This is a genomic window from Enterococcus sp. 9E7_DIV0242, assembly GCF_002140975.2.
In the GTDB taxonomy this organism is placed as follows: Bacteria; Bacillota; Bacilli; order Lactobacillales; family Enterococcaceae; genus Enterococcus_L; species Enterococcus_L clewellii.
The window spans coordinates 2,605,001-2,621,624 of record NZ_CP147247.1 but is presented as its reverse complement, the minus strand read 5'-3'; the positions used below and the strand labels follow the sequence as shown (position 1 = coordinate 2,621,624).

Annotated in this window: 13 protein-coding genes, 1 rRNA gene and 1 other annotated feature; of the genes, 10 read left to right on the top strand and 4 right to left on the bottom strand. The window is 40.5% G+C overall.

What is annotated here, in order from left to right; all coding sequences use genetic code 11:
- Positions 1-55 precede the first annotated feature (55 nt).
- From rsmG to guaB, 9 genes are all read left to right on the top strand, one after another.
- Positions 56-772, top strand: coding sequence for a 16S rRNA (guanine(527)-N(7))-methyltransferase RsmG (gene rsmG / locus A5888_RS12495; protein WP_086348385.1), 717 nt, complete (start codon positions 56-58; stop codon positions 770-772).
- Between the two features lie 18 nt (positions 773-790).
- Complete coding sequence (locus A5888_RS12490; protein ID WP_086348384.1) at positions 791-1,552, top strand: ParA family protein; 762 nt, start codon at positions 791-793, stop codon at positions 1,550-1,552.
- On the top strand, positions 1,545-2,438 hold the full coding sequence (locus A5888_RS12485; RefSeq protein WP_086348383.1) for a ParB/RepB/Spo0J family partition protein: 894 nt from the start codon (positions 1,545-1,547) through the stop codon (positions 2,436-2,438). The genes A5888_RS12490 and A5888_RS12485 overlap by 8 nt, the downstream gene beginning before the upstream one ends.
- Positions 2,439-2,656: 218 nt before the next feature.
- Entirely contained in the window at positions 2,657-3,919 is a 1,263-nt protein-coding gene (locus tag A5888_RS12480; RefSeq protein WP_086348382.1) for a MucBP domain-containing protein, read from the top strand.
- 138 nt (positions 3,920-4,057) lie between these two features.
- Positions 4,058-4,597 (top strand): hypothetical protein, encoded by a 540-nt coding sequence (locus A5888_RS12475; RefSeq protein WP_249274440.1) that lies wholly within the window; start codon positions 4,058-4,060, stop codon positions 4,595-4,597.
- Positions 4,598-4,734: 137 nt separating this feature from the next.
- Entirely contained in the window at positions 4,735-4,917 is a 183-nt protein-coding gene (locus A5888_RS12470; protein WP_086348381.1) for a DUF951 domain-containing protein, read from the top strand.
- Between the two features lie 257 nt (positions 4,918-5,174).
- Positions 5,175-6,275, top strand: coding sequence for a redox-regulated ATPase YchF (ychF, locus tag A5888_RS12465; protein ID WP_086348380.1), 1,101 nt, complete (start codon positions 5,175-5,177; stop codon positions 6,273-6,275).
- Positions 6,276-6,624: 349 nt separating this feature from the next.
- Entirely contained in the window at positions 6,625-7,308 is a 684-nt protein-coding gene (locus A5888_RS12460; protein WP_086348379.1) for a DUF1129 domain-containing protein, read from the top strand.
- A gap of 218 nt (positions 7,309-7,526) precedes the next feature.
- Positions 7,527-9,011 (top strand): IMP dehydrogenase, encoded by a 1,485-nt coding sequence (gene guaB / locus A5888_RS12455; protein WP_086348378.1) that lies wholly within the window; start codon positions 7,527-7,529, stop codon positions 9,009-9,011.
- 154 nt (positions 9,012-9,165) lie between these two features.
- On the opposite strand, the gene A5888_RS12450 is transcribed toward guaB, so the two are convergent.
- From A5888_RS12450 to A5888_RS12435, 4 genes are all read right to left on the bottom strand, one after another.
- Positions 9,166-10,644, bottom strand: a complete 1,479-nt coding sequence (locus A5888_RS12450; protein ID WP_086348377.1) for a polysaccharide deacetylase family protein — start codon at positions 10,642-10,644, stop codon at positions 9,166-9,168.
- A 338-nt stretch (positions 10,645-10,982) separates the two neighbouring features.
- The gene (gene serS / locus A5888_RS12445; protein WP_086348376.1) at positions 10,983-12,254 is read right to left on the bottom strand and encodes a serine--tRNA ligase; all 1,272 of its coding nucleotides are present in this window, start codon (positions 12,252-12,254) and stop codon (positions 10,983-10,985) included.
- 56 nt (positions 12,255-12,310) lie between these two features.
- Positions 12,311-12,518, bottom strand: a binding site (T-box leader).
- 38 nt (positions 12,519-12,556) lie between these two features.
- Entirely contained in the window at positions 12,557-13,735 is a 1,179-nt protein-coding gene (locus A5888_RS12440; RefSeq protein ID WP_086348375.1) for a sensor histidine kinase, read from the bottom strand.
- On the bottom strand, positions 13,725-14,414 hold the full coding sequence (locus A5888_RS12435) for a response regulator transcription factor (RefSeq protein WP_086348374.1): 690 nt from the start codon (positions 14,412-14,414) through the stop codon (positions 13,725-13,727). The genes A5888_RS12440 and A5888_RS12435 overlap by 11 nt, the downstream gene beginning before the upstream one ends.
- Positions 14,415-15,055: 641 nt before the next feature.
- Here A5888_RS12435 and A5888_RS12430 point away from each other — a divergent pair.
- Positions 15,056-16,615: ribosomal RNA gene (locus A5888_RS12430) — 16S ribosomal RNA — on the top strand.
- Positions 16,616-16,624: the final 9 nt, after the last annotated feature.

The following is a 16,624-nucleotide window of genomic DNA, read 5'->3' as shown; positions in this document are numbered from 1 at the left end:
GTAAAGAAAGCAAACTGTGAAACATTTTAGTGTTTCACGAATAGGAAGGATAATTATGACACCAGAAGAATTTAAGCAGTTTTTGACGGAAAAGGGAATCGTTTTGTCTGACCAGCAGATGCAACAGTTTGAACGCTATTATGAAGTGCTAGTCGAGTGGAATGAGAAGATGAATCTGACCGCTATTACAGAAAAAAAGGAAGTCTATCTGAAGCATTTCTATGATTCTGTTTCGCTGGCTCTTTTTGAGGATTTTTCATCCGGAAAAAAAATTTGTGATGTAGGTTCCGGTGCAGGCTTCCCAAGTATCCCCTTAAAAATTGTTTTTCCTGATTTGGAGGTCACCATCGTAGACTCCTTAAACAAACGTATTACGTTTTTAACGCATTTAATAGAAGAATTATCGTTGACAGGTGTCTCGCTATACCATGATCGTGCAGAAACTTTTGGTCAAAAGTCAGAATTTAGAGCGGCATTTGATTATGTCACAGCTCGTGCAGTGGCGCGTTTGAGCGTCTTGTCAGAATTATGTCTGCCATTAGTAAAAAAAGAGGGCTATTTTCTGGCACTGAAAGCCGCCAAAAGTGAAGAAGAGCTTCTTGAAGCAAAAAAAGCGATTGCTGTTTTAGGCGGGAAATTTGAACAAGAGAAATCCTTTGAATTGCCAATTACACATGATGAACGACATATCGTTATGATACAAAAGAAGAAAGAAACACCGAAGAAATATCCGAGAAAACCAGGACTACCGAACAAACAGCCGATCAAATAAGATGGAGGAACAAAATACATGGTACGAATCATTTCTGTAGCAAACCAAAAAGGCGGAGTAGGAAAAACCACTACCACTGTTAATTTAGGGGCATGCTTGGCCTATTATGGAAAAAAAGTATTATTGGTCGATATTGATGCACAGGGAAACGCCACAAGTGGTGTAGGTGTGAGAAAACCGGACGTTGCCCATGACGTTTATGATGTATTAGTCAATGAACAGCCACTGAAAGATGTGATTTTGACAACGACGAGAGAAAATCTTGATATTGTACCTGCAACGATCCAATTAGCAGGAGCTGAAATAGAACTGACATCGATGATTGCAAGAGAATCCAGATTAAAGTCGGCATTGGAAGAGGTTCAGGATGAGTATGATTTTATTCTCATTGATTGCCCACCTTCTTTGGGACATTTGACGATCAATGCATTCACGTCGAGCGACTCCATTTTGATCCCTGTACAATGTGAATACTATGCGTTGGAAGGGCTGAGTCAGCTATTGAATACGATTCGACTGGTACAAAAGCACTTCAATCCGGATCTGAAAATTGAAGGTGTTTTATTAACAATGTACGATGCTCGTACAAATCTAGGGGCAGAAGTGGTAGAAGAAGTTCGTAAATATTTCCGTGAAAAGGTTTATGATACGATTATTCCTCGAAATGTTCGACTATCAGAAGCACCAAGCTACGGCTTATCGATCATTGATTACGATCCGCGTTCACGCGGTGCCGAAGTCTACTTATCTCTAGCAAAGGAAGTGTTGGGTAATGAGTAAAGGAAAAGGTCTGGGACGCGGTATTGATGCATTATTTCAAGATTTTGCCAGTTTGGAAGAAGTTGATGTAAAAAAAGAGGAAGTCATAGAAATCCCCTTGAGCGATCTTCGTCCAAATCCTTATCAGCCCAGAAAAACATTTGATGAAAGCTCTTTAAGTGAATTAGCAGATTCAATCAAACAGTCAGGTGTTTTCCAGCCAATCATCGTGCGTAAGTCTTCTGTTAAGGGGTACGAGATCATTGCAGGAGAACGACGTTTCCGTGCTTCTAAGCTTGCAGAAAAAGAAACGATTCCTGCAATCGTCAGAGAATTTGACGAAGAAGCCATGATGCAAATTGCAGTGTTGGAAAATTTACAAAGAGAAGATTTGAATGCTTTAGAAGAAGCCGAAGCGTATGATATGTTGATGAAGAATTTGAAGTTGACACAAGCCGAAGTTGCGGAGCGTTTAGGAAAGAGCCGTCCGTATATTGCGAACTATCTGCGTCTTTTGACATTGCCCAGCCTGGTTAAGGACATGGTCCAACAGGAAACCTTGTCAATGGGACAGGCCAGAACGCTATTAGGATTGAAAGACAAGAAAACCATTCTTACACTTGCAAATCGTGCAGTGAAAGAAGGATTGACTGTACGACAGTTGGAGCAGCTGGTTACTGAAATCAATGAGGATGAAGGCAAAAAGGCTGTGAAAAAGGTCAAAAAAGCAGCGAAGGAAAAACCGTACTATATTCGTGAAAGTGAAGACCGTTTGATGGATAAATTTGGTACGACGGTTGTTATCCAGGAAAAAGAAGGGAAAGGAAAGATCGAGATAGAATATCTATCTGAGTCTGATCTGACAAGAATCCTTGATATACTAAATATACAATTCGATGAAGAATAAGATAAAATTTTGCTATGCGGATTATTTATAATCCGCATATTTTTCGTTATTTTAAATGAATATTATTTTATTTTTATATGAAATAAATCTTTATGAACGTTTGTGGAGTGAGAGATAGATTGTAAGCTAGGAATTTCTAACTACTTCTGATAAAAGGACTTGATTGAAACACTTGTTATGTTAAAATTGAAGAGTATCAAAATAAGGAGGAGAAAAGAATGAAGAAAAAAGTTTATGTTGCGTTGTTATCTTTGTGTTGCCCGATTATGTTGAATACTCAACAAGTATTTGCTGAGGAAGTTGCTAGTGAAACAGCTCCGACGAGTGAAACAGTAGCAGCTGAAGAGGGAACAACAGAGAGTGGACCAGAAGAGGTTCCTGTTGAGTCAGCACCGGAAGTTTCAGAAGAAGCGCCGGTAGCAACTGAAGAAACACAAGAATCAACAGAAGAGACAAGTAATACAGTTGTTGAAGAAACAGAAGTATCTGAAGAGACTGTTGAAAGTACAGAAACACCTAAAGAAGCTCCAGTAGAAGAAGAAAAAGCTGCACGTGCATTGGTAAACTTCGAGGTTTCTTTTGTCGACGAGACAACAGGTGCATTGATTGGAACTGCTCCCATTAGTAAAGAAGAAGGAACAGTAGCCGTGATCGCTCTACCAACAAATGGTTATTTTGTTGTAGACACACCAGTTAATTCAGGTTTTTCTGTAGAATTAGATGAAAATTTAAACCCTTACTTGGTTGGTACTGTAACCGCAGCAACAACTGATTTTACTGTTACAATGAGAGCATTTAATGCTTCAGGTGATGCACAAATCAATTTTGTTGATGAAGCTGGAAATCCAGTCAACGGTGCACCGAATGTTATGTTGGGTGGCGAAGTAGGCGAAGTAGTTAGTTATGACCCTCCTGTAATTCCAGGATATACGTACAGTGGTGGGACAGTTTCGGTCACTTTGACAGATACATTACAAGAAATTCCTGTCGTTTATACACGTGTTGAAACAAAACTGACAGTGACTTATTTAGATACTGCAGGGAATCCATTGATTGCAGATGAAACATATACTGGTAAATATGGCGAAGTTTACGCATTTACGCCTGCATCATTCTCAGGATTGGAATTGATCAGCTTTAACGGTGCGCCGTTTTCAGAGGCTGACCTACCAATTACCGTAACGATGGGTGAAACAGATCAGCATTTTGTCTTGGTTTATGGAGCGCCAGTAGTAATTGATGAACCAGCGCCGTATGAACCATCTCAAATAGATCCAGTAGTACCGGTTGTTGAGGAAGTAAGACCAGCAGTTCAACCTATGGCTACAAAAGAAGTTAAGCCTAAATCTGCAAAAGTGAAAAAATCTCTTCCAGAGACTGGTGAGAAAGAAAATATGGTTGTTGCTGCAGCAGGAATGATCTTAGTTGCACAAGCAGCCTATGTTTTGAAGAAAAAGAAAGAAAACGAATTTGGTTTATAATTCGTTGACTACCAAATAACTTTGAGCCTTTGAATTTGCGTAATGGCAGGTTCAAAGGCTTTTTTCGCACCTGATAGTAAAATGGGTTTTACGTAATTCGTGTTTTACGCTATACTAAGCTTAAAAAGGAGGGAAGCTATGAAATTAGACACAGAGCTGATTGAAGACTTATTGAACTCATCGGTCAGCAGCTACAAAATTTCTTCTGCTACAGGTATTTCTCGGCAAATGATAGGGAAATTGCGTAATGGGCAGGCTGATTTCCATAAAGGCTCGTTAGAAAATGCAGTGTTGCTGCATACCTTTGCTTTAGCACAAAAGGAGGCCGGTACTTTGACTAGAAAAGAAGAAACTACCACACAATTGGTAGAAACCAAAGAAGAGTTGTTGCATTGTTTGAAGAAGAAAAAGGATGAAATTCTGATTATTGGTCCTTTAGCTGCAGAAATTTATGAGCTACAAAAAGAACAGCTTACTGATACAGAACGGATGGGAGCAGATTTGGGTAGTGGAGGAATGCAGCTGATCATTGAATACCTGTTTATCCGTCTATTTGAATTGAAGGAGCCACTTAGTAAAGAAGAAAAAAGTATGCGGCGAACGATCACCCAATTATACTATATAAAAAAAATCAGTACAGAGACAGTTTTGCTTCGATTAAAACAGCTGGATTATTGATAAAAAAGTAAAGAAACAAGAAAATAGATTTTGCTACTTACGAAAAAAAATGGTATTGTAAGTTTATCTGCTTTTTTATTTTAAAGGGAGACGGATGCTTTGTATAGAAAGAAGAATCTTAGAGGGGAAATGAGACTATGTATGATCTAGGAGACATTGTTGAAATGAAAAAGCCTCATGCCTGTCAGACCAATCGGTGGGAAATTATTCGCATGGGTGCCGACATAAAAATCAGATGTTTGAATTGTCAGCATATCGTCATGATGACCCGTCGCGATTTTGAGAAACGTTTGAAAAAGGTTCTGGAAAAGAAGGCATAAGAATAGAACGAAATGATAAGTGCTTGGCACTAAGAACAGGTTGAACAAACGACTCGGAACCAAAGAATACAATAGATTTGTCATGCTTGTTGGCAGTAGATTTATTGGCAATGATTAGATTGAATCAGATTAGCTAATATCTTTACTACTTCGCGCTGATACGGTAGTTGTGCTTGTTTTTATGAGGGCTTGAAAGCGTGCAGCATATACAAATTTATTCCATACTATAGAATGAGATAAAGGAAGAGTGAACAGACATGGCATTAACCGCTGGTATCGTAGGTTTACCCAACGTTGGGAAATCTACTCTTTTTAACGCAATTACAAAAGCAGGAGCAGAAGCTGCAAACTACCCGTTTGCAACGATCGATCCGAATGTTGGGATGGTAGAAGTTCCTGACGATCGACTACAGCGATTGACAGAATTGGTAAAACCTAAAAAAACCGTTCCAACAACATTTGAATTTACAGATATCGCAGGAATTGTTAAAGGGGCAAGTAAAGGTGAAGGTCTTGGAAACCAATTTCTGAGTCATATCCGTCAAGTAGATGCGATTTGTCATGTTGTTCGTTGTTTTGATGATGAGAATATTACCCACGTTGAAGGAAGAGTTGATCCTTTGGCAGATATCGATACGATCAATCTGGAATTGGTTTTAGCGGATCTGGATGCTGTGACGAAGCGTCATACTCGTGTAGCGAAAATTGCTAAAACAAAAGACAAAGCTGCAGTGGCTGAATTAGCGATTTTGGATAAAATCAAGCCTGTTTTGGAAGAAGGGCTTTCTGCAAGAACGATCGATTTCGACGATGAAGAAAAGAAAATCGTAAGAAGCTTATTCTTGTTGACGACAAAGCCAATCTTATATGTGGCGAATGTCTCTGAAGATGAAGTATCTGATTCTGACAATAATCAGTATGTGCAACAGGTTCGAGAGTTTGCTGCGAATGAAAATGCCGAAGTAATCGTTGTTTGTGCTCGTGCAGAAGAAGAAATTGCTGAGTTGGATGAAGAAGATAAGGCTGAATTTTTGGAAGCTTTGGGCATTGAAGAATCTGGTTTAGATCAGCTGATCCGTGCAGCATACGATTTATTGGGACTTGCGACATACTTTACTGCCGGAGAGCAGGAAGTGCGAGCTTGGACTTTCCGAAAAGGGATCAAAGCACCTCAAGCAGCAGGGATTATCCATACGGACTTTGAGCGAGGCTTCATTCGTGCTGAAACAGTATCCTTCGAGGATCTTAATACGTACGGCAATATGCAGGCAGCGAAGGAAGCGGGGAAAGTACGTCTGGAAGGAAAAGACTATATCGTGCAAGATGGCGACGTGATGCTTTTCCGTTTCAATGTATAATTATTTCAAATAAAATCGCTCTTCTCTGAGGAGAGTATGATAAAATACCAAGTATATAAATCCCATGAAGTAGCTTGGCTTATTGTGATTCACTTTTTCTTTATGTTAAAGCAATGGTCAGCTAACTTTTTAGGGTATGGATTGTCACAATTCATAGAATTCTTGCTGCGCGTACCATTCTGTTAAAACATTTTGGTTTAGAGTATATCTGTATCTGTGAGTTATATGATTCTCGATACAAACACATTTACATGTAAACGCGTGGGCAACTTTTCGTGCATAGAATCTTTTACAGGATTTATATAGATAAAGTTTGTTCTGCGACAGCAGGCTTAGGGGGCACAAGGAAATGGAACTGGAAAAACTGCAGGAAATCGTTGCTGAAAATCGTGAGCTGGAAAAGAATTTGACGAAAAGAAATGAGCAGTATATTTTTGACTTGAAAAAGTCGATGAACGCGGCTAATCTTTCAGAGCAAGAGCAAACCTTGGCTTTGCATGAAATTCTACCGGTAATGGTAGAAGAGCAAAAAAGCGGAAAAACAGCGCGCCAGCTTTTTGGTACCGTCTCAGAGCGGACAGAAGCTATCTTGAATAAACCGGCAGAAAAGGAAGCAGCGACACCATTTTTGATGTGGTTGGACAACGCTATGCTATTAACTGGAGCATTGGCAATCATGATGTCTGCTACGAGTCTGCTGTTTAAAAACAACAATCAACAATTGGGACTGGTGACCTTGCTTGCCGGAGGTACAGTTGGAGGTTATGTTCTTTATCTAATGTATAAATATGTTTATCAATACGATAGACCTGGAGCGAACAAAGCACAACGACCAGGTTTTTTGAAATCTGGAGCAATCATGGTGGGAGCGATGTTCCTTTGGTTACTGGCATTTGCCGGTTCAGCCTTATTACCGACAAGTATTAATCCGGTGTTAGATCCAATGATTATCATCATTATTGGAGGAGCTGTATTGTTGGCTCGTTATTTCCTCAAAAAGAAATACAACATGCAAAGCAGTTTAGCAAGATAATTCTATTAAAAGTATGACCTGAGCTAGGAACAATCCTGACTCAGGTCTTTTTCTAAAAAACAGGTGAATTCTATCAATTCACTGATAGAACAATTAGAAATAACTAATGTTATGGAAAATTTACGGAAATATTTCATAAACGAGAAAATGCGGTTGACTTATCGCTTATTATCTGTTATTTTCATAAATAAAATTAAAATAGAGGAGTGGTTCAGGCAATGTCTAACTGGGAAACGAAATTTGCGAAAAAAGGTCTAACTTTTGATGATGTTTTACTGATTCCGGCTGAAAGTCACGTACTACCAAATGAAGTAGATATGGGTGTGCAGCTGGCCAAAAATATCAAGTTAAATATTCCTTTGATCAGTGCAAGTATGGATACCGTTACAGACAGCAAAATGGCAATAGCAATGGCGCGTCAGGGTGGATTAGGTGTCGTTCACAAAAATATGAGCATCGCACAACAGGCAGATGAAGTTCGTAAGGTAAAGCGTTCAGAAAGCGGCGTGATTTTAGATCCGTTTTTCCTGACACCATCAAGTCCGGTTGCTGATGCAGAAGCATTGATGAGTAAATATCGCATCAGCGGTGTCCCAATCGTTGAAACGATGGAAAATCGTAAATTAGTAGGAATCATCACAAACCGTGACATGCGTTTTGTTACGGATTATCAGATTCTAATTGAAGATGTTATGACAAAAGATGATTTAGTTACTGCCCCAGTTGGTACTTCTCTAAAAGATGCAGAAAAAATCCTGCAAAAACATAAAATTGAAAAACTGCCAATCGTTGATAATGATGGTCGTTTGAGCGGATTGATCACAATCAAAGATATCGAAAAAGTGATTGAATTTCCTAATGCTGCTAAAGATGAACATGGTCGTTTACTTGTTGCAGCAGCAGTTGGCGTGACAAGTGATACATTTGAGCGGGCAGAAGCATTGCTTGAAGCTGGTGTAGATGCAATCGTCATTGATACAGCACATGGACACAGTGCCGGTGTGATTCGTAAAATCAAAGAGATTCGTGATACATTCCCGGAAGCAACCTTGATTGCCGGAAACATTGCTACTGGCGAAGGCGCTCGTGCCCTGTATGATGTTGGGGTAGATGTTGTGAAAGTTGGGATCGGACCAGGATCTATCTGTACAACACGTGTGGTTGCCGGTGTGGGTGTTCCTCAATTAACAGCCATTTATGATGCGGCTTCTGTTGCTCGTGAATATGGCAAGGCAATTATTGCAGATGGTGGAATCAAGTATTCCGGAGATATCGTCAAAGCACTTGCAGCAGGCGGACATGCAGTGATGTTGGGAAGCATGCTTGCAGGGACAGATGAGTCACCGGGTGAATTTGAAATTTATCAAGGCCGTCGCTTTAAAACATATCGTGGGATGGGCTCTCTTGGTGCCATGGAAAAAGGCTCAAGTGATCGCTATTTCCAAGGTGGTGTTAACGAAGCGAACAAGTTAGTTCCTGAGGGGATTGAAGGTCGCGTAGCTTATAAAGGTAGTGCAGCAGATATCATCTTCCAAATGATGGGTGGCTTGAAGTCTGGGATGGGTTATGTAGGTGCGGCTGATTTGAAACAGCTTCGTGAAGAAGCACAATTTGTTCAAATGAGTGGAAATGGCTTGAAAGAGTCCCACCCTCATGATGTTCAAATTACGAAAGAAGCGCCAAACTACTCTGTAGAACAATAAAAGTGAGACAATAAAAAACGAGGCAATCGTCAGAGTAATGACGGTGTCTCGTTTTTTATTATTCTTAAGAGTGTATTCAGCAACAGAATAATCGAGCAGAATTGAATGTATAGATAGTGAAAAAGAGTTGTTCTATGTTGCATCATTTACACTATTATTGAATGATTTGTTCAGATTTGTTTCCATAATAAAGGTGTAAGGGTGCCGTTTTCTTTGTTAGCAAAACATCAACAGGGACAATTTCATACCCTTCTCTCCGCAGTGAATCAATAATTTGAGGGACGGCATCAATTGATTCCGGATAGATATCATGCATCAAGATAATCGAATTGCCATAGCTAGTTTTCATGACGCGATTGATGATTTTTTGTGTATTTTTGGTTTTCCAATCCTCAGAATCCACAGACCATTGAATGATCGGTCGCCCGATAATCTCGGCTGCAGCTTTATTTACAGAGCCATAGGGTGGACGGAAGTCCGTAGGGATTCTTCCGGTAGACAAGGCGATCGCTCGATCTGTTTCTAGGACCTGTGTCCGTATGCTTTCCGTATCTAGTGCTACCAAATTGGGATGTGAATAGGAGTGGTTGCCTATTTCGTGTCCTTCGGTGGCTACTCGGCGCGCCAAATCAGGGTTATTGACCACATTTTGCCCTAACATAAAAAAGCTGGCTTTGACATTTTTTTCACTTAAGATATCCAGAAGTCTGGGCGTTGTAATTGGATTTGGCCCATCATCAAAGGTTAAAGAGATATACTTTTTATTCGGATCTAATGCTGGTGCTGTATTTTCATTGCTGATTATTGGATCGATGAATTCAGAATCTGTAAAGTCCAACAACTCTGAGAACGAGAGATTCACTTGAGTTATGCCCAATTGATTTTTTGGAAGAGACAGGGTTACTTTGTCAGGCGTGTAGCTAAGGACTTTCTGTTCCATGGTCATTTCCGGAAACGACAGGATTTGATCAATCACTTTCGTGGGTTCTTTTGCCTCATTCAGCAACTGTTGTTTTACTAACGGCTGAATAGCAGTAAGGTTACTTTGCTCATGAAAAAGATCCATCATACTAGGTAAATCGGCTGTATCTGTATTCATATAAAGCGCCTCTCCTGATGAAGAAGAACGAACGGTCCATTCTGTTTTCTCTTTTTGATAAGTATCAACGACAGGAGAATAAGTAGTGATTTTCCCAAAAAGAGCGTTCTTTTTTATATAACCAACTAGTTTTAACGATTCATTTTTATTTAATTGGTTACCTGCTTCTGCCAATAATTTTTCTAAGTCCTGCTTTAATGTCTTCCTTTGAGCAGTGGTTGGAAGGTAAATCAGTTGCTGGATTTGGTCGTTGATAGTCCTATCTTCTATTTTTGCATTTCCTAATTCTTTCTGTTGCTCTTCTATTGTTACCAACAATTTCTGCTCTAAGTCCTTTTCCGCAGCAATCGCTTTTTGCTCTTCTTTTTTTTGATTTTCAACTTGATTGTAATAGTACATTAGAGTACTGATACCTATTCCTATTAAAAAAAGACTGAGAATCAGTAATGTATTTTTCTTTTTACTTGGGATGATTAAATGCCCTTTTTCTTTAAGCTCTTTTCGAGAGAGCTTAGAAAGTTCGTTTTGCTCCATATCCAGTCAAATCCTTTTGCTAAGAAATAGTGTCTCCGCCAAGAAGGCATACATCACTTTTAAAGTCTAAGGGAGTCACTATAGAAAATCAAGATGCAAAACTGATTTTGATACGACTATTAAGAGGGGATTAATATGTACTCATAAAAAAAGTCATGACTAACGTAGCTGGCTCCGAAAAATAAGCCGAATAATCCGAAAATAGTAGTTCCTATTTTGGGGATTATTCGGCTTATTTCCGAAAAAGCTGTTTTGAGAACAGCTTTTATTCAGTTTTAGGAGGTTCAAGCTGTGCGAAGCGCATAGCCCTCTTTTCAAATTTTTTAGTAGTTAAAAATTTAACTGATGACTTTTAGTCCACCCATGTAAGGGATCAACACCTCAGGGATAGTTACAGTTCCATCTTCGTTCTGATAATTTTCAAGAATGGCAGCCACTGTCCGTCCAACAGCCAGACCAGAACCGTTGAGCGTATGAAGATAATTCACTTTATCATCTTCATCTCTGTAACGAATCATTGCTCTACGCGCTTGGAAGTCTTCACAGTTTGAGCATGAGCTGATTTCACGGTAGACGTCCTGAGCGGGAATCCATACTTCTAGATCATAGGTTTTCGCAGCTGAGAAGCCCATATCTCCTGTAGACAAAGCCATTACTCGATAAGGCAAGTTCAGCTTTTGTAAAATCTCTTCCGCATTTGCAGTCATTTTTTCCAGTTCTTCATAAGAATGAGCAGGATCGCTGAATTTAACCATCTCTACTTTGTTGAATTGATGGAGACGAATCAATCCGCGAGTATCACGACCGGCACTTCCAGCTTCTGAACGGAAAGATGGACTTAAAGCAGTGAAGTAAATCGGCAGCTCTTTTCCATCCAAAATTTCACCATTGTAGTAGTTCGTTAAAGGCACTTCAGCTGTTGGAATCAATGTAAAATCAGTATCTTCTAGTTGAAAACCATCTTCACGGAACTTAGGAAATTGACCAGTCCCATACATAGAATTACTGTTGACGATGTATGGTGGAATAATTTCAGTATAGCCATGATCATAGACATGGAGATCCAACATAAAATTATATAATGCACGTTCAAGACGTGCGCCCAATCCTTTGTAATAGACAAAGCGACTTCCAGCAACTTTAGCACCGCGTTCAAAATCAAGTATGCCAAGATTTTCAGCGACCTCCCAATGCGGTTTTGGTTCGAAATCGAAGGTTTTAGGCTCACTCCATTTACGCACTTCCACATTTTCTTCTTCTCCGGCGCCAACTGGAACGGATTCATGCGGTAGGTTTGGCAAAGCAGAAGCAATAGCTTTCAGTTCTTCATCTGCATCAGTAATCTCAGTATCCAATGCCTTGATTTTTCCACCGACTTCTTTCATTTCGTTGATTTTTTCAGTAGCATCCTCTTTATTTCTTTTCAGCTGGGCAATCTCAGTAGATACGTCATTTCTATATTTTTTTAGTTCCTCTGTTTTTACAAGTAACGCTCTGCGACTCTCATCCAGGCGTAAGAATTCAACCAATACCTCTTCCTTTACACCGCGAGTTTTTAACTTTTGTTGTACTTCATCAAAATTTTGACGGATCATTTTTACATCTAACATAGTTGTTCCTCCTATAATTATTTAAAATAAAAAACGCCACCTCGCCCCAGAAAAAATCTTGGGACGAAATGACGAGGATTTCGCGTTGCCACCCAAGTTCAGCCAATTTGGCTGCCCTTGATTAAGCAGATAACGGCTGCTACCGATCTGACTTATTTCATCAGACACATAGGTAAGAGATGGATTCTTTATAGATGATTGTTTGCTCGCACCACCGCAAACTCTCTGGAAATCAGAGCTACAAATACTAGTTCTCTTTGTTTTCACTTAGCATACAAAATTTCCTATGAGATGTCAATGACTTACTTGGAAGACGCTGCATTTCGTTGAATCGGTAAATGAATAATGAACGAGGTCCAATTTGCATCAGATTTTGCATAGATATAACCGCCATGCAAAGCCACGATACTCTGTGCAATCGCCAAGCCCAAACCTGTTCCGCCAGTTTCCTGTGAACGTGATTCTTCTACTCTATAGAAGCGATCGAATAATTGATCAAGCGATTTTTGTGGAATTTGCGGCCCGTCATTGCGAACAGCTACAACGACCTCAGTTCCAACCTTATTGGCTTCCATTAAAATCGTATTTCCGCCTTTTCCATATTTCAAAGCATTGGATAAAAGATTATTGAAGACACGAACAAGCTTTTCTGTATCGCCTTCCATCGGAATAGAGTCCGGCGTTGTTTTAACCATAATCTCCATACCTCGTTTGTTGGCTTCCAACTCGAAATCAATGGCCAGTTGTTCTAATAGCTGAGTCATATCAAACGAAATCGCATTTAAGGGAACAGCTGGTTGTCGAACTTTAGTGTATTCAAAAAGGTCATCAACCAATAGTTTCATCTGCTTTGCTTTTACATAAGCTGTATGAGTATATTTGAGTAGTTCCTCTTGAGAATGAAACTGTCGATCTTCAATCAAGCCCAAATAACCTATAATAGAAGTAAGTGGTGTTCGGATATCATGACTGACATTTGTAATCAGCTCATCCTTTGAGTTTTCGATCCGTCGTTCATCCTCGATGGCAGCAATCGTACTATCAACTAATCCGTTGACACTGGCAATGACTTTAGCCAAGTCGCCGCTTAACTCAAATGGGATTCGGTGATCGTAATTGCCATCAGCAATATAGTGCAGTTCACTAATAATATGGCGTAGCTGCATTTGATGATAACGTCTGATCAGACGCCAATACAAAACACCAAAGTCAATAATCAGGAAAACCGGAATGACAAATTTACTCCAGCTCCAAAAGACATCTGTTTCAAGATAATCTGCTAACGCACCCTTTGTTCCAAAAATAATATTTCTCAAAGCAGGTGATCCCTGTATGAACTGATAAACGAGCACGATAATTGCGACATTTAATAGTAGTAAAAGAATAACAGTCAAAATTCCTTCGGCTAACAATTCGCTGACTTCTTTAGAGGTCAAAGCAATCCGACGCTGTTTTTCTGGCTTACCTTGTTTAGCGGGCATCAATTTTATACCCCACACCCCAAACTGTTTGAATAACTTTCTCTCCACCAGTTGCTTCTTCAATCTTATCTCGTAAATGGCTGACGTGAACCATCACCGTTTTTGCAGAAACAACACTCTCTTGTTGCCAAACACGCTCGAATATCTCGTCCGCATTAAATACGCGATTTGGATGGCTAGCCAAAAGATAAAGAATACCAAATTCCAATGCAGTCAATTGAATTTCGTTATCGTCAATGGTTTTTACTTCATGAGAGTCTTTATTGATAATCAATGAACCTACTTCTAACACATCCGGTTCATTAACCTTTTGCTGCATCTGACTTCTACGTAGAATTGATTTGACACGAGCCATTACTTCCAATGGATTGAATGGTTTTGTCACGTAATCATCTGCCCCAGCGACCAACCCTTTAATCTTATCCATATCTGTTGTTTTAGCTGTCAACATAATAATAGGTATCTGAGATTCTTTCCGTAATTCCTTAACTACTTGCATTCCATCCATTATAGGCATCATAATGTCCAATACAAGTAAGTCGATATCCGGAATTGTCCGAATTTTCGATAAAGCTTCTCTTCCATCGTACGCCTTAACCACTTCATATCCTTCATTGTGGATATAGATACTTAAAAGCTCAACAATCTCTTTGTCATCATCTGCTACTAAAATTTTCATAAGGGTAATATCCTCCATCTCTATAATATCGTCCCTTACATTTTAACAAAAAAACGCGAAAAGAGATAAAAAGTCGTGTATATTACAGAAATTTTAAATACATTACCGAAAACTAAATAATATGGAAGGAAATCGGCCTAGAAACGAACGATAACATGTGATGTAGCAAGTAATAATCGGTAATGAAAAAAAGTTTAAAAAAATGTAATATTTTGATTGACCTGAGAAGAGAAACTTGGTATATTAATACATGTCGCTGAGACACAACAACCACTTTTAAACAGCATAATAGAATAACAGCTGAGTAAAAGAAAAAACTTGTTTTATCAATAAAAAAGTTGTTGACAAATAACAAAAAAGTTGATAAGATATAAAAGTTGTTATGAAACAAAACGACAACAGCCAAGCAGAAAAAAACTTCAACTTCTTCAAAAAAAGAGTTGACATCAAATCAGAACTTTGATATGATATAAAAGTTGCTGCAAGGCAATCAAGTAGACCTTTGAAAACTGAACAAAGTAAGACAAACCAAATGTGTAGTATGTCTTGATTTAATCAAGACAACAACATGATTTAACAAGCAAGCAATATGCTAGCAAACAAATTGAGCGTAACAGTCGCAAGACTGTCAAGTTTAAACTTTTTATGAGAGTTTGATCCTGGCTCAGGACGAACGCTGGCGGCGTGCCTAATACATGCAAGTCGAACGCTTCTTTTCCACCGAGTGCTTGCACTCACCGGAAAAGAGGAGTGGCGGACGGGTGAGTAACACGTGGGTAACCTGCCCATCAGAAGGGGATAACACTTGGAAACAGGTGCTAATACCGTATAACAATCGGAACCGCATGGTTCTGATTTGAAAGGCGCTTTCGGGTGTCGCTGATGGATGGACCCGCGGTGCATTAGCTAGTTGGTGAGGTAACGGCTCACCAAGGCAACGATGCATAGCCGACCTGAGAGGGTGATCGGCCACACTGGGACTGAGACACGGCCCAGACTCCTACGGGAGGCAGCAGTAGGGAATCTTCGGCAATGGACGAAAGTCTGACCGAGCAACGCCGCGTGAGTGAAGAAGGTTTTCGGATCGTAAAACTCTGTTGTTAGAGAAGAACAAGGATGAGAGTAACTGTTCATCCCTTGACGGTATCTAACCAGAAAGCCACGGCTAACTACGTGCCAGCAGCCGCGGTAATACGTAGGTGGCAAGCGTTGTCCGGATTTATTGGGCGTAAAGCGAGCGCAGGCGGTTTCTTAAGTCTGATGTGAAAGCCCCCGGCTCAACCGGGGAGGGTCATTGGAAACTGGGAGACTTGAGTGCAGAAGAGGAGAGTGGAATTCCATGTGTAGCGGTGAAATGCGTAGATATATGGAGGAACACCAGTGGCGAAGGCGGCTCTCTGGTCTGTAACTGACGCTGAGGCTCGAAAGCGTGGGGAGCAAACAGGATTAGATACCCTGGTAGTCCACGCCGTAAACGATGAGTGCTAAGTGTTGGAGGGTTTCCGCCCTTCAGTGCTGCAGCAAACGCATTAAGCACTCCGCCTGGGGAGTACGACCGCAAGGTTGAAACTCAAAGGAATTGACGGGGGCCCGCACAAGCGGTGGAGCATGTGGTTTAATTCGAAGCAACGCGAAGAACCTTACCAGGTCTTGACATCCTTTGACCACTCTAGAGATAGAGCTTTCCCTTCGGGGACAAAGTGACAGGTGGTGCATGGTTGTCGTCAGCTCGTGTCGTGAGATGTTGGGTTAAGTCCCGCAACGAGCGCAACCCTTATTGTTAGTTGCCATCATTCAGTTGGGCACTCTAGCGAGACTGCCGGTGACAAACCGGAGGAAGGTGGGGATGACGTCAAATCATCATGCCCCTTATGACCTGGGCTACACACGTGCTACAATGGGAAGTACAACGAGTCGCGAAGTCGCGAGGCTAAGCAAATCTCTTAAAGCTTCTCTCAGTTCGGATTGTAGGCTGCAACTCGCCTACATGAAGCCGGAATCGCTAGTAATCGCGGATCAGCACGCCGCGGTGAATACGTTCCCGGGCCTTGTACACACCGCCCGTCACACCACGAGAGTTTGTAACACCCGAAGTCGGTGAGGTAACCTTTTGGAGCCAGCCGCCTAAGGTGGGATAGATGATTGGGGTGAAGTCGTAACAAGGTAGCCGTATCGGAAGGTGCGGCTGGATCACCTCCTTTCTAAGGAAT

Excerpts from the sequence above, each read along its gene's own strand:
- A5888_RS12460 (WP_086348379.1), top strand. The coding sequence starts at position 6,625 with ATGGAACTGGAAAAACTGCAGGAAATCGTTGCTGAAAATCGTGAGCTG.
- A5888_RS12440 (WP_086348375.1), bottom strand. The coding sequence starts at position 13,735 with ATGCCCGCTAAACAAGGTAAGCCAGAAAAACAGCGTCGGATTGCTTTG.
- ychF (WP_086348380.1), top strand. The coding sequence starts at position 5,175 with ATGGCATTAACCGCTGGTATCGTAGGTTTACCCAACGTTGGGAAATCT.
- A5888_RS12435 (WP_086348374.1), bottom strand. The coding sequence starts at position 14,414 with ATGAAAATTTTAGTAGCAGATGATGACAAAGAGATTGTTGAGCTTTTA.
- A5888_RS12480 (WP_086348382.1), top strand. The coding sequence starts at position 2,657 with ATGAAGAAAAAAGTTTATGTTGCGTTGTTATCTTTGTGTTGCCCGATT.
- guaB (WP_086348378.1), top strand. The coding sequence starts at position 7,527 with ATGTCTAACTGGGAAACGAAATTTGCGAAAAAAGGTCTAACTTTTGAT.
- rsmG (WP_086348385.1), top strand. The coding sequence starts at position 56 with ATGACACCAGAAGAATTTAAGCAGTTTTTGACGGAAAAGGGAATCGTT.
- A5888_RS12450 (WP_086348377.1), bottom strand. The coding sequence starts at position 10,644 with ATGGAGCAAAACGAACTTTCTAAGCTCTCTCGAAAAGAGCTTAAAGAA.
- A5888_RS12485 (WP_086348383.1), top strand. The coding sequence starts at position 1,545 with ATGAGTAAAGGAAAAGGTCTGGGACGCGGTATTGATGCATTATTTCAA.
- A5888_RS12490 (WP_086348384.1), top strand. The coding sequence starts at position 791 with ATGGTACGAATCATTTCTGTAGCAAACCAAAAAGGCGGAGTAGGAAAA.
- A5888_RS12475 (WP_249274440.1), top strand. The coding sequence starts at position 4,058 with ATGAAATTAGACACAGAGCTGATTGAAGACTTATTGAACTCATCGGTC.
- serS (WP_086348376.1), bottom strand. The coding sequence starts at position 12,254 with ATGTTAGATGTAAAAATGATCCGTCAAAATTTTGATGAAGTACAACAA.
- A5888_RS12470 (WP_086348381.1), top strand. The coding sequence starts at position 4,735 with ATGTATGATCTAGGAGACATTGTTGAAATGAAAAAGCCTCATGCCTGT.